Annotated in this window: 14 protein-coding genes and 1 tRNA gene; 7 read left to right on the top strand and 8 right to left on the bottom strand. The window is 62.0% G+C overall.

Features of this window, described 5'->3' with window-relative positions; genetic code table 11:
- Positions 1-88: 88 nt before the first annotated feature.
- Positions 89-706, bottom strand: a complete 618-nt coding sequence (locus tag AC8GDA_RS07395; RefSeq protein WP_506555890.1) for a response regulator — start codon at positions 704-706, stop codon at positions 89-91.
- A gap of 20 nt (positions 707-726) precedes the next feature.
- On the opposite strand from AC8GDA_RS07395, the gene AC8GDA_RS07390 reads away from it, so the two are divergent.
- The 5 genes from AC8GDA_RS07390 (at position 727) to AC8GDA_RS07370 (ending at position 6,787) form a co-directional block, all read left to right on the top strand.
- Entirely contained in the window at positions 727-2,226 is a 1,500-nt protein-coding gene (locus tag AC8GDA_RS07390; protein WP_506555889.1) for a sensor histidine kinase, read from the top strand.
- A 7-nt stretch (positions 2,227-2,233) separates the two neighbouring features.
- Positions 2,234-3,445 (top strand): M20 aminoacylase family protein, encoded by a 1,212-nt coding sequence (locus tag AC8GDA_RS07385; RefSeq protein ID WP_506555888.1) that lies wholly within the window; start codon positions 2,234-2,236, stop codon positions 3,443-3,445.
- Between the two features lie 72 nt (positions 3,446-3,517).
- Positions 3,518-4,288, top strand: coding sequence for an enoyl-ACP reductase FabI (fabI, locus tag AC8GDA_RS07380; RefSeq protein ID WP_506555887.1), 771 nt, complete (start codon positions 3,518-3,520; stop codon positions 4,286-4,288).
- Positions 4,289-4,295: 7 nt separating this feature from the next.
- The gene (locus AC8GDA_RS07375) at positions 4,296-5,693 is read left to right on the top strand and encodes a bifunctional enoyl-CoA hydratase/phosphate acetyltransferase (RefSeq protein ID WP_506555886.1); all 1,398 of its coding nucleotides are present in this window, start codon (positions 4,296-4,298) and stop codon (positions 5,691-5,693) included.
- Positions 5,690-6,787, top strand: coding sequence for an acetate/propionate family kinase (locus AC8GDA_RS07370; protein ID WP_506555885.1), 1,098 nt, complete (start codon positions 5,690-5,692; stop codon positions 6,785-6,787). The genes AC8GDA_RS07375 and AC8GDA_RS07370 overlap by 4 nt, the downstream gene beginning before the upstream one ends.
- Here AC8GDA_RS07370 and pepN read toward each other — a convergent pair.
- A complete protein-coding gene (gene pepN, locus AC8GDA_RS07365; RefSeq protein ID WP_506555884.1) occupies positions 6,773-9,454 on the bottom strand; it encodes an aminopeptidase N in 2,682 nt (893 codons plus the stop codon). The two genes, AC8GDA_RS07370 and pepN, sit on opposite strands and share 15 nt — an antisense overlap.
- Positions 9,455-9,530: 76 nt before the next feature.
- Here pepN and AC8GDA_RS07360 point away from each other — a divergent pair, with 76 nt between their 5' ends.
- Entirely contained in the window at positions 9,531-10,487 is a 957-nt protein-coding gene (locus tag AC8GDA_RS07360) for a ParA family protein (RefSeq protein WP_506555883.1), read from the top strand.
- Here the strand turns inward: AC8GDA_RS07360 and AC8GDA_RS07355 are convergent.
- The 3 genes from AC8GDA_RS07355 to AC8GDA_RS07345 are packed head-to-tail and all read right to left on the bottom strand — an operon-like array spanning position 10,438 to position 12,508.
- Positions 10,438-10,872, bottom strand: coding sequence for a bactofilin family protein (locus AC8GDA_RS07355; RefSeq protein WP_506555882.1), 435 nt, complete (start codon positions 10,870-10,872; stop codon positions 10,438-10,440). The two genes, AC8GDA_RS07360 and AC8GDA_RS07355, sit on opposite strands and share 50 nt — an antisense overlap.
- Positions 10,873-10,887: 15 nt before the next feature.
- Positions 10,888-11,586, bottom strand: a complete 699-nt coding sequence (locus AC8GDA_RS07350; protein WP_506555881.1) for a hypothetical protein — start codon at positions 11,584-11,586, stop codon at positions 10,888-10,890.
- A 10-nt stretch (positions 11,587-11,596) separates the two neighbouring features.
- Positions 11,597-12,508 carry a M23 family metallopeptidase gene (locus tag AC8GDA_RS07345; RefSeq protein WP_506555880.1) on the bottom strand — a complete coding sequence of 304 codons (912 nt, stop codon included), beginning with the start codon at positions 12,506-12,508 and terminating at the stop codon, positions 11,597-11,599.
- A 63-nt stretch (positions 12,509-12,571) separates the two neighbouring features.
- Between AC8GDA_RS07345 and AC8GDA_RS07340 the strand changes: the two genes are divergently transcribed.
- On the top strand, positions 12,572-13,375 hold the full coding sequence (locus AC8GDA_RS07340; protein ID WP_506555879.1) for a sulfite exporter TauE/SafE family protein: 804 nt from the start codon (positions 12,572-12,574) through the stop codon (positions 13,373-13,375).
- 33 nt (positions 13,376-13,408) lie between these two features.
- Here the strand turns inward: AC8GDA_RS07340 and AC8GDA_RS07335 are convergent.
- The 3 genes from AC8GDA_RS07335 to AC8GDA_RS07325 all read right to left on the bottom strand — a co-directional run bounded on the left by AC8GDA_RS07335 (position 13,409) and on the right by AC8GDA_RS07325 (position 15,865).
- A tRNA-Met gene (locus tag AC8GDA_RS07335) sits at positions 13,409-13,485 on the bottom strand.
- Between the two features lie 68 nt (positions 13,486-13,553).
- On the bottom strand, positions 13,554-15,122 hold the full coding sequence (locus AC8GDA_RS07330) for a protein kinase family protein (RefSeq protein ID WP_506555878.1): 1,569 nt from the start codon (positions 15,120-15,122) through the stop codon (positions 13,554-13,556).
- Positions 15,119-15,865, bottom strand: coding sequence for a hypothetical protein (locus AC8GDA_RS07325; RefSeq protein WP_506555877.1), 747 nt, complete (start codon positions 15,863-15,865; stop codon positions 15,119-15,121). The genes AC8GDA_RS07330 and AC8GDA_RS07325 overlap by 4 nt, the downstream gene beginning before the upstream one ends.
- Positions 15,866-15,877 lie beyond the last annotated feature (12 nt).

Below are 15,877 nucleotides of genomic sequence, written 5' to 3'. Positions count from 1 at the left end.
CATGGCTTCGGATGAGACTCTGATGGTCAGCGGGTCTGGCCGCGAGACCGCTGCACGTCTGATGTCAGGAAGTTTGACGGCCTAAAAATCAGTGCTGGTCAGGGGGGCGCTCGATGCCGTACTTTTTCATGAAGTAGTACAGGTGCTCGCGGGTGATGTTGAGCCGGCGAGCAGTTTCAGACACATTGAAATTGGTTTCAACCAGGACCGAACGGATGATCTTGACCATCACCTCCTCGCGCGCGAGCTTGAGGCCTTCCTCGGAGGTGGCATCGGCCACCACGGTGACGGGGTACTTCTTGCCATGATCGCGCAGCTGTTTGCTCGCTGTGCTGTAGAGCAGGGCGCGGGCGAGTGCAGTCTCGACGGCCTGGCGCCGAAAGGGCTTGGCCAGGATGTCGAATGCACCGCACTCCACGCAGCGCATGAGGGCATCTGGGTGGCTCTGGCCCGACACGACGATCACCTTGATGGTGTGGTTCCAGCGCATGGCCTCACTCAGGAAGCGAATGCCCTCGGTGATGTCTTGGGGTGCGGGCGGCAGGCCGAGGTCGAGCAGGACGAGCTCGATGTCGGGGTCGCCTTGGAGCATGGCCAGGGCATCGTCGGCGTTGGTGGCCTCGTCCACTTCATGGCCCATCGATTCCAGCAGGTCACGCTCCAGGGGGCGAAGGTTGGCGTCGTCTTCAACAATGAGAATTCGCATGGCTGTGGGAGGTGGTTTAAATGATGGTGTTTAGCCACCAGTTTGGGCTGGTGTTCCTCTCGGTGCTGGCCGTCACGACCTCTGGGATGACGGCGGTTGCCATGACCCTGCGGGCTGCGAGCGCCACGGGCCGGCTGCGAGCGCTCTGGGCTGGGGGTGCGGCATTGTCTCTGGCCACTGGGATCTGGTCGATGCACTTCATTGGCATGCTCGCCCTGCAAGTGCCGATTGGGCTGTCCTTTGATGTTGGCATGACGGCATTTTCATTCTTACCGGCCATGGCGGCAAGTTTGGGCCTATTGGGGGCAAGCCTGCGGCAGCAAGGGCCCCGTTGGCTGGGGTTCGCCGCTCCGTTGCTCACCGCCGCTGGCATCGTGGCCATGCACTACCTGGGCATGCTCGCCCTGACCATCTCGCCGCGGCCAAGCTACAGTCCTGGCAGCGTTCTGGCGGCCTTTCTGCTGGCCTATGGCCTGAGCCTGTTGGCCTTTCGAATTCTGAGGTGGTCTGCTCGGGCAGGACGCAAGATTGGTTTTGCCCGTCTGCTGGCGGTTGGACTGGCCCTGGGCCTGGGCGCCTCCGGCATGCACTACCTGGCCATGTCGGGGACTCGTTTTGCAGAGCAGAGTGTCTGCCTCACGGCCACCCTGGAGATCGCAGAGCCTGGCCTCTATGCAAGCCTGGCAGAGAACGCCTGGCTGGGTGTGGTGATTTTTCTCATGCTGATGCTGGTCAATGTGGCGGGTCTGCTGGCCACCGTCTACGACGCCCGACTTGAGGCCACAGAGGAGGGTGCACGGCGACTGGCCATGCAGCAGCAGGAGGTGGCCGATTTCAGGAGCCGAATCATTCGAATCTTGAGCCACGAACTCAGAACACCCTTGAGTGTTCTGACCACCGGCGCAGACCTCTTGCAGGCCTGCACGCGGCCGGCCACGCCGGCCATGGCCGACCGGGTGGACCAGTACTTCTCAAACCTGCACGATGCGGTGGGGCGCATTCAGCAGATCTTGTCGGAGGCCCTTCAGTTCAATCAACTGGAGTCGGGGGAGCACGAGGCGAGCCCGCGGAACGTGGTGCTCGCGGAGATGCTCGATGACCTGCTGGCCTGGGTCTGCACGGCGGAAGGTCGCACCAGAGATCAGGTACTCCTTCGGGGCGATGGGAGCACACAGGTCTGGGCCGATCCCATTTGGCTTGAACTCATCCTTCGAAATCTGTTGAGCAACGCCCTTAAATATGGCGCGGGCCAGCCCATCGAGGTTCGCTGGCAGACCGAGCCCGATGGGGCGCGTGTGGTCGTGGAGGTGCAAGACCGCGGCATCGGCATTCCTGTGGAACTGCAGGCGGCGCTGTTTCGACCATTCTCTCGGGGTCAGAACGTGGGGGCCATCCAGGGCACGGGCCTGGGCCTCTCGCTGGCCGAGCGGGCTGCCGTGGCCTGTGGGGGAGAACTTCGTCTCGTCTCATCCTCGAGTGAGGGGACATTGTTTCGGTGCGTTCTGCCGGCTGGTAGATAATTGGGCGATGTGGCGCCAATCTGAGTCCGACTCCCTCTTCGATGGTTTTGTGCGCATCCGAAGAGACATCCACGCACACCCCGAACTCAAGTTTGAGGAGCATCGCACGGCCGAGGTCGTGGCCGACGCCCTGCGGAAGATGTCTGTGGATGAGGTGCATGTGGGCATTGGGGGCACTGGCGTGGTGGGCGTGGTGCGTGGCCGCGGCAGGGGCCCCGCCGGCGACTGTCGTGCGATTGGCCTTCGTGCGGACATGGATGCCCTGCCGATGTCGGAAAAGAATGTCTTTGAGCATGCGAGCCGACACCCTGGAAAGATGCATGCCTGCGGCCACGATGGCCACACGGCCATGCTGCTCGCAGGCGCCAAGCTCATCTGTGATGCACGAGACGATTTCGTGGGCACAGTTCACTTGATTTTTCAGCCAGCCGAAGAGGGTGGTGGCGGTGCGAAGGCCATGATCGATGATGGCCTGTTTGATCGGTTCGACTGCGATGAGGTCTATGCCATTCACAACTGGCCGGGCCTTCCGGAAGGCACCTTTGGCCTAAATGCAGGGCCGATGATGGCCTCCTCGAATCAAATCGAGGTGCTGGTCAAGGGCAAGGGGGCCCATGCGGCCATGCCACACCTGGGGGTCGACCCCGTGCTGGTGGCAAGTCACCTGATCCAGGCCTTCCAGTCGGTGGTCACCCGCACCTCCAAGCCCGTGGAGCCCGTGGTGGTGTCCATCACGCAGGTGCAGGCGGGCGAGGCGGTGAATGTCATTCCAGACCAGTGCCTGCTGCGTGGCACGGTGAGAACCTTCAGCCTTGCGGCGCTGGATGTGGTGGAAGCTGGCCTTGCGAGAATTTGTAGTCAGCTCCCGGCCGCCTTCGGGGCCCAGGCGCAGCTCACCTTCGATCGTCAGTATCCGCCCACCATTAACCATCCCGAGGCCACCGCTTGTGTGGCCGCCGTGGCCCGGGATCTGGTGGGCTCGGAGCAGGTGATCTTCCCGGTGGAACCCACCATGGGCGCTGAAGACTTCGCCTACATGCTGCTGGAGCGGCCGGGCAGTTATATTTTTCTGGGCAACGGCGACCTCTCGGGTGAGCACCGCCTCACAGGCCATGGCCTCGGCCCGTGCGCCCTGCACAACCCCAGCTACGACTTCAACGACCAGCTCATTCCACTGGGGGCGCGTTTCTGGAAATCGCTCGTCACATCACGGCTCTAGCCCTGCGCCTGTAACCTCCAGCCTGTGGCGTCGGTCTGGTGCTGCCGAACCAATTCTTTTTAGGGAGTCGACATGTCTGCATTCTGTGACCTCACCGGCCTCAGAGGCCTGGTGGTGGGCGTGGCCAATGAACACAGCATTGCGGCGGCGGTTGTCCGGGGCCTGCATGCGCAAGGTGCTCGGCTGGTGGCCACCTGCCTCAATGAGAAGGCCAAGTCCTTCGCCAGCCCAGTGACGGAGCCCCTTGGGGTGCCCCTGCTGACCTGCAATGTGGCCGAGGATGGCAGCCTCGAGGCCACCGTGGCGCAGGCCGTTGGCCAGTTGGGCGGCCTGGATTTTGTGGTGCATTCCATCGCCTGGGCGCCGCTCGAAGACCTGCACGGCCGTGTCACTGACAGTTCACGCGAAGGCTTTGAGAAGGCCATGAGCATCTCCTGCCACTCCTTTGCAGAACTGGGCCGGCTCGTGGCGCCGCACATGTCGGGTGGTGGCAGCCTGATCACCATGACCTATCACGGTGCGAATGAGGTGGTTCCCAATTATGGGCTGATGGGCCCGGTGAAGGCCGCCCTGGAATCCATGGTGCGATACATGGCCTTTGAGTTGGGCGCCCGGGGCATTCGTGTGCATGCCATCTCGCCGGGGCCCGTTCCCACACGGGCTGCCTCCGGCCTGCAGGATTTCGACAAACTCATGGCGGAGGCTGCCAAGAAGAGCCCACTCGGCCGCCTGGTGAGCCTTGAGGAAGTATCAGCACTGACGACCTTCCTCTGCAGCCCAGCCTCATCGGGCATGACCGGCCAGACCATTTATGTGGACGCCGGCTACAACATGATGGCCTGAGAACGACATGACCAAAGAACAGATCGAGAACACCACCTACGCAGAGATTCGAGTGGGCCAGCAGGTGTCGTTGTCACGAACCCTCACCGCAGACGATATTCGTGCCTTTGCGGCCGTGTCCGGAGACACCAACCCCGCCCACCTCGATCCCGTTTTTGCGAGCCAGTCCGTGATGAAGCAGGTCGTGGGCCACGGCATGTGGACGGGCTCGATCATCTCCACCATTCTGGGAACGCGTTTCCCAGGGCCGGGCACCATCTACCTGGGTCAGACCTTCCGTTTCATGAAGCCGGTATTTGTGGGAGACACGGTCACGGCCTCTGTGGAGGTGCTCGCCATGAATGACGAGAAGGGCACTGTGCAGTTGGCCTGTCGTGTGGTGAACCAGCATGGCAAGACCGTGTTGGACGGCGAGGCCTCGGTGCTCGCCCCCACGGCCAAGCACGTCGGGCCACTGGCCGATGCGCCGCGGTTTCGACTGCTCGAGCCAGTCGATCGGCTCGAGGATCTTTTGAGCCTGGCCAAGGGCATGGAGCCTGTGCGGTGTGCGGTGGTGCACCCCTGCGATGAGGGTTCCCTGCGTGGTGCCATTCTCGCGGCGCAGGCTGGCATGATTCATCCAGTCTTTGTGGCACCGGAGCGCCGGCTGCGGAGCCTGGCCGAGGAGTTTGGAATCGACCTCTCGGGCCATGTCGTGGAGTCGGTCCTGCACAGTCATGCCGCGGCGGATCGCGCAGCCGTTATGGCTGATTTTGGCGAGGTGGAGGCGCTGATGAAGGGCAGTCTCCACACCGATGAACTCATTCGAGCGGTGCTGGAGAAGCCCAGCCTGCGCACCAAACGGCGCATGAGCCATGTCTTTCGTTTCGATGTGCCCCTCTATTCCAAGCCGCTGTTCATCACCGATGCGGCGCTCAATATCGAGCCCACGCTCATGCAAAAGGCTGACATTGTGCAGAACGCCATTGAACTGGCCCACATGCTTGGGAATCCGTGCCCCAAGGTGGCCATTCTCTCGACCGTCGAGACCATCAACCCAGACATGCGCTCCACGATTGACGCGGCTGCGCTCTGCAAGATGCTCGACCGAGGGCAGATCACTGGTGCCCTCATGGATGGGCCGCTGGCGTTTGACAATGCCATTTCGCCAGAGGCTGTGCGCATCAAGGGCATCTCGTCTTCGGTGGCCGGAGACAGCGACATTCTCCTGGTGCCCGACTTGGAGTCGGGCAACATGCTGGCCAAGCAATTGGAGTACCTGGCAGGCGCATCGGGCAGTGGAATTGTGCTGGGCGCCCGAGTGCCCATCGCACTGACGAGTCGGGCTGACACGGCCCAGACCCGCATGGCATCTGCCCTCTTGGCCCAGATTGTCGCCCACGCCTACCGCGCGCAACGCCCGTGATTCTTGCCGTTAACATCGGCTCGTCGACCCTCAAGTACGCGGCCTATGACCTTCAAGATGGCCGGGTGGGCGTGGCCCATTCCAAGGGTCTGGTGGACGGCTTGGATGCGCTCGATGCTGCCCTTGGACGACTTGCACAAGACCTGCAGCAGCAGCTTGGCGGCAGGCCCATTCGGGCCATTGCCCACCGGGTGGTGCACGGCGGTGGAGTCTTCGACGGCCCTGCGCTGCTCGATGCGGGTGTCCTCTCCACCCTGGAGACTTTTTCAGACCTGGCACCGCTTCACCAGCCGCACAACATTCGGGGTGCGAAGGCCTGCATGGCCGCCTTCCCCAACACGCCACAGGTGGCCTGCTTCGACACGGCCTTCCACGTGAGCCTCTGGCCCGAGGAGCGACGATTTGCCATTCCGAGGGCCCTGCACGATCGGGGCATCCGCCGGTTTGGCTTTCATGGGCTTTCGTATGACTTCTTGCGCACCGAACTGCAGGGCCGGTCCGAGAAGGCCCATGGCCGTGTGGTCATGGCCCATCTGGGAAATGGGGCGAGCCTCTGCGCCATGGTTGATGGCCAGAGCGTGGCCACCACGATGGGCTTCTCAGCCCTCGACGGCCTGATGATGGGCACCCGGTCGGGTGCATTGGATGCAGGTGTCCTGCTGGCCCTCTTGCGAGAGGGCTGGGATGTCAACCGCCTGGAGCACATGCTCTATCGGGAGTCCGGGCTGCTGGGCGTCTCCGGCGTGTCGTCTGACATGCGCAGCCTTCGCGCATCTGACAACCCGCACGCCCAGGAGGCGATCAAACTCTTTGAGCATCGTGTGGTGCGTGAGATCGGTGGGCTGACAGCCCTGTTGGGTGGTCTGGATGCCCTGGTCTTCACGGGTGGCATTGGAGAGCACGATGCAGCCCTGCGCAAGCACGTGTGTGCTCGACTTGCGCATCTGGGTGTGGACATAGATGCGAATCGACATTCAGCGCTCGAGGGCTCAGGCTCGATTCACGCCGAGGGTTCAAATGCCGAGGTCTGGGTGATCCAGACCGATGAAGGCCGCGTGGCCGCCCAGCAGGCAGCCGACCTACTCCGACTCTAAGAAGCGCTGGCAGACCTCTGCGGTGTCTGGGGACAGGCCCGGCGTGGCGTATAAACGCTCGATGGCGGCCTGCATCTGGGCACGCCGTCCGGGCTCAAATACGCGCCACCGATCGAGGGAGCGGGCCAGCCGAGAGGTGAGTTGCGCATTGAGGCGGTCGAGCTTGGCCAGTTCATCGGCCCAGAGGGCATAGCCCTCGCCATCAGGCCGGTGCAGGCCTGCAAGGCTTTGCATGAAAAAGGCTCCCAGCAGAGCCCGCACCCGATTTGGATTGGCGCGGTCGAATCGGTCGCTTTGCAGGAGCGACTGCACCCGACTGAGGACCTCATTGGCCTGGGGATCGGCCATGCGCGGTGTGGAGACCTGAACGGTGAACCACTTGTCGAGCACCAGGGCATTGGACTGATAACGGGTGGCGAAGGCCTCCAAGGCCTCGTCGGCCTGCGGCCCGCCCAGGCTGATGAGGGCGGTGAGCGCGGCCATTCGACTGGTCATGTTGCTCGCCTGATGGAAGCGCTGGAGCAGGCGATCGGACCGCGCGGGCTGGGGCGCATGGATGCTGGCCATGGTCTGGGCCAGATGGCGCAGGCTGCGTTGGCCGGCACCCATGGCATTGGGCTGATAGGGCCCCTGGGCCGAGGGGTCATCGAGCCGGTCGTCGAGCGCCTTCCAGAGTGGGGCCCAGGATGTCGCCAGGCAGGCCTGAAGTGTGATCGAGCGCGAGCGAATCAGGCTGGGGTCGACCGGCGCATGCATCTGTGCCCAAGCCTCCGCCACGACCGCATCGCTCGGTATGCTGAGGGCCAGGGCCTTGAAGGCATCGGACAGGTCAGGGTGCACGAGCACGGTCTGTAGCACCTCGGCCACCGCGTCGATTTGGACGAGCGGCGACGGAAGCAGGCTGGCCATCATGAGTTGCTGACAGGCATCCCAGCGATTGAATGGGTCGGACTCGTGCTGAACGGCGTGGGCGATGGCCTCTGCATCGAAGTCTCGCTCCAGAATGACGGGCGCAGAGAAATCTCGCAGCAGGGAGAGCCAGGGCTTCTGGCCGCCCTTCTCGGACGGAATGTGAAAGGTGAAGTCCTTCTCGAGGTCGTCGAGGATCAGCACAGCCGGCACTCCCCCAACGGTGGCGCCCGGCCGCTGGGCCGACAATAGGCCAAAGCCAATCGGCATGATCAATGGCGCCTGTTGATGGGATCGGGCATCAAGGCTTTGACGAATGCGCAGCCTTAACTCCGCGGTCTCTGGATTCCAGCGCTCCTCGACCTGAATGCGGGGGGTTCCCAGGGTGTCGTACCAGCGCATGAAAGGCTCGAACCAGTCTTGCCGGTCGTTGGCATCTAGAATGGAAGAGACAAAGTCTTCGCAGGTGGCCGCCCGACCGTCGTGCCGCTCGATGTAGAGACGCATGCCCTTCTCAAAGCCCGCTCGTCCGAGCATGGTCTGCAGCATGCGGATGACCTCGGCACCCTTTTCGTAGACGGTTGCCGTGTAGAAGTTTCGGATCTCCTGGTACTGGGCAGGCCGAATGGGATGGGCCATGGGGCCCGCGTCTTCCGGAAACTGATGGGCGCGAAGGGTTCGAACATCCTCAATTCGCTTCACTGCCCGGCTGCTCAAAGCCTGCTCTGGTGTGAGCCCATCGGCGAGCATGTCGGCAGAGAACTCTTGATCACGGAAGACGGTGAGCCCCTCCTTGAGGGTGAGCTGAAACCAGTCGCGGCAGGTGATGCGATTGCCAGTCCAGTTGTGGAAGTATTCATGCCCGATCACGGCCTCGACCAGCTCGAAGTCTCGGTCGGTCGCGGTGTCGGGGTCTGCCAGAACGTACTTCGTGTTGAAGAGGTTCAGGCCCTTGTTCTCCATGGCCCCGGAGTTGAAGTCGGGCACGGCCACAATCATGAACCGCTCGAGGTCAAGTTCGAGGCCAAAGCGCCTTTCATCCCACTGCATGGCACGTCGCAGGCTCTCGAGTGCAAAGTTGGCCCGAGAGAGGTCGGCCGCCTGGGTGTAGACCTGCAGCAGCTTGGGCTGGCCGCTATGGCTCATCACCTCGGTGTCAATGGATTGCAGGTTGGCGGCGACCAGCGCAAACAGGTAGCTCGGCTTGGGGAAGGGGTCGTGCCAGACACAACGCCGAATGCCGTTGCGGCAGGTCTCCTCCACCAGGTTTCCGTTGGACAGCAGGGTGGGAAAGAGGTCGATTGGGGCCTCGAGCACGACTGTGTAAATGCTCAGCACATCCGGACGATCGAGAAAATAGGTGATCCGCCGAAAGCCCTCGGACTCACACTGCGTGTAGAGCCCGGACTGGCTCGCATACAGGCCCATGAGCTCGGTGTTTCGGCTGGGATAGACGAGCGTCTCGATGGAGAGGGTGCCGGCCTTCAGTTGCGGGCATTTGAAGTGGTTCGGGCCCACGTCGATGTCGCCGGCCAGAAGTGGCTCGCCATCGAGCCATGCGGCCTGGAAGTCCAGCCCGTCGCCTGCAAGGACGAGGTCTTCGGACTCCCCGCTGTTGGAGATGAGCTGGATGTCGGCCCGCACCTTGGTGACATCCAGGTGTAGGCGAAACGTCAATTCAACGGCGATGATCGCGTGCGACGCGGGCGTGTAATCTTCTCGGCGGAAGACGGCGGGGGATTGGAAGCTTTCTCGCATCTTGCTTTTTTCAAGTATTCTGTATAAAAATCTACTCTAAACCCTGATTTCAAATACCTTTTTTACTTCGGAGCGCATGGCTGCAACCAAGATCATCGTCGTGAGTCAGAAAGGTGGTGTGGGCAAGAGCACCATCTCTGTCAATCTCGCGGCCTGGTTTCAAGTCATTCAAAGCCGCAGCACCATTTTGCTCGATTATGACCCACACGGGTCGTCGAGCACTTGGCTGTCGGATGCAAAAGAAATTGGGGTCACCACACAGCACCACCCCATTGATGAGGCCGGCGGGCGCCGCTGGCTCTTGAATGCCCGCACCCTGCTGCGGCGTGCCACAGAGAGCTACGATGTGGTGATCGCAGACCTCACCTGGACGGCCCACACCGATCCAGAGTTTCTGTTGGGATTTGACCTGGTCTTGGTGCCATCCGGTGTTTCAGAGATCGAACTCGCGGCGACCACGGGATTTGTGGAGCGCAACGGCTGGGTCTTCGACCAGAAAAATCGCCAGCACAATGCGGTGCCCACCTTGGTCATCTGCCCCTCTCGAATCAAATCGGAGCAGGTACTCGACCATGCATTTGGTCAGGCCCGGTTCAACGTGCCCTTCATGCTGGCGCCGCCCATGTTTGACGATGTCTTGATTCGAGACCTGTTCCGCAAGAATTTCATGATCTTCCTGGAGGGGTCTGTGCGGGACAACTTCCTGAAGTTTGCAGATGGCATCCGTCGGGCCGACGAGATTCATCAGCAGCGCAAGACCCTTGGCGGCCTGGTGAGGCCGGTGCAAAAGCCGCTCAGCAGCTACAACAGTGTGTTGTCGAAGCACCTCACGCAAGGCGCGGGGCCAAGGTCACAGTCTTCCGCAGCCAGCACCGACCTGCGCAATGATCAGGCCCAGACGGTTTCAGCCGCACCGGCGTCCAGGGCCAAGAATGCAGCGCCCGGATCTCCTCGCCCGCCAGTGGGCAAGTCACAGCCGCCGCTCAGCCCGGCCTTGGCGCGTTTCCTGTCGTCGATTCAGTCGGAGAAGTAGCCGCCGCAGCCTTTGGGTCGGTACCTTCTCGGCGCACCATACGGCCATTGATGGACGACCCTTGGTGGATCTCGATCACATCGTAGAAGATGTCGCCAAGCAGGGTGGCGCCGGATCGAATTTCCAGTTGTGAAGAATCGATGTCACCCTCGATGCGGCCGAGCACCACCACGCTGTGGCAACAGACGTTGCCTTTGATCACAGCCGTGGCGCCGATGATGAGGGTGCCGCCCTTGGTTTTGGAGCCCGTGACATCGCCGGTGACCGTGCCGTCGATTCGAGCGCTCTTCTCGAATCGAACCTCTCCCGTGATGGAGACGCTGGCGTCAATGAGTGTGGCCAGCGTTTCCGTCTGGATGGGGGTGCGACTCGAGCGGGAGAACATGGGTGACTCCGTGCCTCAGTTAGAGCGTTCTGTGATGGGGATGATCACGACTTCGGTCTGCATGGGATCTTCGTTTGGAAGCACCATGAGCACGGCATAGCGAGAGATACTGGAGGTCAATCGCCCCTTGACGGCTTCGGCGATCTCCGGCGCGCTGATGTTGTGCTGCGAGAGCTTAAAGCGTTGGACAGACTCTTGAATGCCGACCTCAGGCAGGAAGGGGTCGAGCCGGTCGAGGCCCCTCACCTGAATCTTGATTTTCGAACCCGGGTCTGGCTTCTTCTTGGGGTAGGGGTTTGAGATCAGCACCTCATACTGAATGGTGTCGCTTCCGGGGGCGCGCCAGGCCACAAACTTGCGGGTCCAGACATCGGTCTGGGTGGCCTGGATGAGGCGCTCGAGGTTTTGCAGCTTGGACTGAATGTCTGCGTTCTCGGAGGTGACCTCCTTGACGCGATCGTTGAGCTGGCTGGACTGCTCGCTGGAGATGGATGATTCCACCTGCTGGCTGGCGAGCTTGGAGATGGCCTGACGCCACCAGGTCTCATCGTAGATGTTCTCGCCAAAGGAGCTGAGCAGCCATAGCCAGGCCACCAGGGCGATCACCGACAGGCTGATGAGAACGGTGTAGATCAGACGAACGCGCTCAAAGGTCTTGGCCGAGGTGGCAATGAGGGGCTCATCGATGAGGGGGTTTTTCTTCGGTTCGAGCACGGTCTACCCCCTACTGAATGGCCATGGCCGTGACAGTTTTTGCTCGGACCCGATCCAGGATGGGGCGGGGGTTGACGACCCGACCATCGATCTCGATCTCGAAATGGAGGTGGTTCCCCGTGGAGCGACCGGTGGAGCCAACCCGCGCAATGCGATTGCCCGTGAGGATGGCCATGCCGGTGGTGACCTCAATGCCCTCGAGGTGGGCATACAGGCTGGAGATGCGGTCGTTGTGCCGAATGACCACCGCGTTGCCATAGCCGCCAAGCGGGCCGATCCATTCCACCACGCCTGCACTGAGGGCATAGACCGGCGTGCCGGCTGGCGCAAGGAAGTCGATGCCGCGGTGAAAGGCCGGGTTTCCATCGAAGGGGTCCATTCGGCGGCCAAAGCCCGACGTCTGCGGTGCATGGATGGGCAGGACGGCATCGCCCATGATGAGGTTGATGGCCAGCGACTCTCGGTGCGACATGACGCGCTCAAGCGAGAGGTTGATTTTCTGCATGCGGTTCTGGAGGGATTCGATCTGGCCGGGTACATCGGCCTGTAATGCCTCTGCCGCGCCTGGCTGGGCCTTGGCGGGCTCCGCCCTGGCCGGCGCAACTGCAGGGGCAATCGGCCTTGGACCGGCATCTTTGGAGGGCTTTGGAATGTCGCCTTCCATGGCAGACAGTGTTGATTCGAGAAGGTCGATCTTGGCCCGCAGCGCGCCAAGTTCCTTGGCGACGGCCTCTTCTCGGCCGAGGTTCCACCAACTCAGAACCGCACTGCTGCTGCCGTCAGACGTGGCAATTCCAAACCCCACACGCAGCAAGCCAACGGCCAGAAGCAGCACAAAGGCAATGGCCAGTTTGAACCGCCAGCCCACAAGGCTGATGTGCAAACAGCGGCGCCCTGACTTTGGAATGATGCTGATCTGCATAACCCCGCATTTTAGCCCATTTGGGCCCAGGCTTATGATGCAGTTGCAGCAGCAAGGGGCGCGATGGACATTGTTCTGATCAGTAGTTTGTTGGCTGTTGGCGGCCTGGTGGGCTTCCTCGCAGGCCTATTGGGCATCGGCGGAGGAATGACCATGGTGCCCTTCATGGTGATGCTCTTCGAGGCACGCGATTTTCCGCCTGGCGAGGTCATCAAGATCGCCATTGCAACCTCGCTGGCTGTGAACCTCTTCACCTCGATCTCATCGGTGCGTGCCCATCATCAGCATGGGGCGGTTCGGCTGGATCTGCTCTGGGCCATGGGCGGGGGCGCATTCGTTGGAACCTTCCTGGGGGCCAGTGCGGCGGGTGCCTTGAGGGACTCCTTTTTGGCGGGCTTCTTCGGTCTATTCGTGGGCTACTCAGCCTGGCAGATGCTCAAGGGCAAGAAGCCCAAGCCAGGCCGCGATGTGCCCGGTCGGCTGGGGCTGGGTCTCGTGGGCGCCGGCATTGGCTTTATTTCGAGCCTGCTCGGTGCAGGGGGTGGCTTTCTCACCATTCCATTTCTTACTTGGTGCAATATCTCGATGCACCATGCGGTGGCGACATCGGCGGGCCTGGCCGTTCCCATCGCCCTGGGCGGGCTGGTGGGCTACATCCTGGCTGGTCAGTCGGTCGCGAACCTGCCGGTGGGGTCGGTGGGGTACATCTATCTGCCTGCATTGGCCTCGCTCGCCAGTGCCTCGGTGTTCACGGCGCCATGGGGTGCCCGTGTAGCCCACCGCACCGATGTGCCAACCCTTCGGCGCTGGTTTGCTTACCTGCTGCTCTGCCTGGCGGCCTACATGCTGACCCGGGTGACCTGGTGATTGCGCCTGACGGCCTGGGGCGTGTGGGATGGGTGGTGGTGATGGCTGGGATCGAACCAGCGACCTTGGCGTTATGAGTGCCACGCTCTAACCGACTGAGCTACATCACCCGAAGACCAAGATTTTACAACAACCCAATGGCGATGGGGCTGTGGCTGGGCCTGGTCACCCAGGGGCCTCAGAGGTTCTTGAGGCGCTCCAGAATGCTCATGTTCTTGTTTGCGGCCACCCGCGTGCCACGGGGGCTTGCGCTGGGAGCGCGGGTGGAGACGGCCCGGGTCTTGAGCCTGGCCCTGGCCGCCTGGTTGTTGGATGCGAGTCGAAAGCGGGCCTCTTCCTCGGAGATGAGCCGCAGTTGACCCGGATGATTTGGGCAGACCGACGCCTCGCCAATGCCCCCGGCAAAGGCGGGGTGCTTGATGTACTGCACTGGCTGAATAACCTCTGAGATCGTGACCCACTTTCCGAGCCAGCGTGTGCTGGGCAGTTGGGCCTGCTTGGTGGCATGGGCTTCCAGGAACTCGGGAAGCATCTTGATCCGAACCACGCGGCCCGTCGAGAGCTCGCTGAAGTCCACATAAATGTAGGGCCGCAGGGCTGGTTTCCCCTGAAAGCTCGACTTGCCAGAACGGACATCGACCACCTTGCCAATGAGTTCCACGCGTTTGCCCACCTGCTGGCTCACTTTGACAAAACTCGATGCAGGCACCACCTCGTAGGAGCCCACATACACCGGCGGACTGATGGGCGCTGCATCGGCCGCTGCGCGGGCCGCACGCTGTTCGGGCTCGAAGACCCGTTCCGGCCTTGGTGCAGTCGCTTGGCTGGGGGCGGTGCTGGCCGCAAACTGCTCCTGGAAGTCGGTCAGGCGTGGAATGCTCTGAAACGGGCCCATGCAGATCTCCGCCAAGGCTCGAACCCGGGACGCGACGGCGGGCATCTTCACGGTGAGTGCAAAGGTCTGAGACTGCAGGGGCTGGGCGAGGTCTCCCGCCCGAAAGACGATGCCTTCCTCATCGCTGTAGGTGCGCTCCCACAGGGTGGGCTCCTCAATGAGGACTGCCAGTGCGGTGTCGAGCAGAATGAAGGAGAAGCGGTCGAGCTGATCGTTGAAGTGCTGCTCGTTGCGCAAGGGGTGCTGGAAGTTCACATGGCCGAGCTCAGCCGCATCAAAGCCTTCCAGCTCGGGCACATACATGCCGTCGTAGTCGATCAGCCAGAGTTGTCGCGCGTCGTCGCTGACCATGACATTGCCGGGCTGGATGTCGCCGTGGGCCACGCCGTTGGCATCTAAGAAGGCTGCGAGTCTCGCAAGCGAGTCGCGCAGCAGACGAAGGCGGGCCTTGTCGAGGTGGTGCTCCGAGAGGAAGTCACCCAGGCTTCTGCCGCCAGACCAGCCCATCTTGACGATGGGAAAGTGTTGGCCCTCGACCAGAATGCCATTGGCCTGGTACTCAAAGGGCAGAAAGACACTGGGCTGACCGGGCAGCCGCAGCCGCTGGGTGAGATTGGAGATGGCGGCATAGCGTGCGGCGATCTCCCGAGAGGTTCGAGTGAAGCATCGAATGGCCAGGCTCTGATCGCCGGAATCGATTCGGAAGACCAGTGCAAAGTTTCCTGAACGCGCCCGAGGCGTGCCCAGGGCATTGGTCTCAATTCTTCCGGCCTTGAGCACGGGGTCGGTGAAGATGCGGCTGGCGGGCAGTTGCAGGGCACGCAGGTATTGCTCGAGGTTGGGCAGTTTCATCGGGTGGTGATCACGGCAAGGGTGGTGTCATCTGGCCGCATGGCTTTTGCCATGCGCTGCTGTGAGACCCAGTACTTGAAGTCTAGCTCGGACTGACAGAGCTGTCGTTCGGCCTCGGGCCATCGACCGGCCTGGATGGCGGATGTGACGACGGCACCAATGGCGTCGGTCATGAGGTAAAGTCGCCCGCCTGCGATCTTTGCCTTTGGGATTTGAATGGCAGACCATCGTGCACGTTCTCGCTCAAAGACAACGGCATCGCCGCGGCTGTCGCTCGAGAGCAGCACGGGGTGTCGCTTGAATTCCGCTGGGTCCGAGAGGGCATGGCTTCGAATGGCGCCACTGGTTTCTCGCCAGACCGCAATGGAGTCTCCAATGGCCAGGATGGTGAGCAGGCTTGGCCCCTCGTAGATGCCGAGCAGACTTGCGAAATTTCCACGGTCGAATGAGGCCTGCTGAGACCACGACAAGGGCTTGTCTTCAAAGGAGGCGAGGAAGCCTCGCCTGGCCGTGACGACCATGGCTCGAACGGCGTCGTCTTCGAGCGGCTGATCGCCACCGCCCTCGAACTGGGCATTGAAGGTCTCACAGAGCATGCGGCCCCAGCCCCGAGAGTCGTACGACTCGCTGGCGCCGTCACTCATGGCCACGGAGAGCCCGCCGGGTGCTGCGAAGAAGACATCATCATTCGAGGCCGCGTAATCAGCCTCCTTGGGCAGGCTGATGGACCGAAGGATCCGCATGATGGCCTGGCC

It is taken from the genome of Hahnella aquatica (SeqCode), from assembly GCF_965194505.1.
GTDB classification, from domain to species: domain Bacteria; phylum Pseudomonadota; class Gammaproteobacteria; order Burkholderiales; family Burkholderiaceae_A; genus Hahnella; species Hahnella aquatica.
Note: the sequence above shows the minus strand (reverse complement) of the source record. Positions and strands in the feature narration are given on the sequence as shown.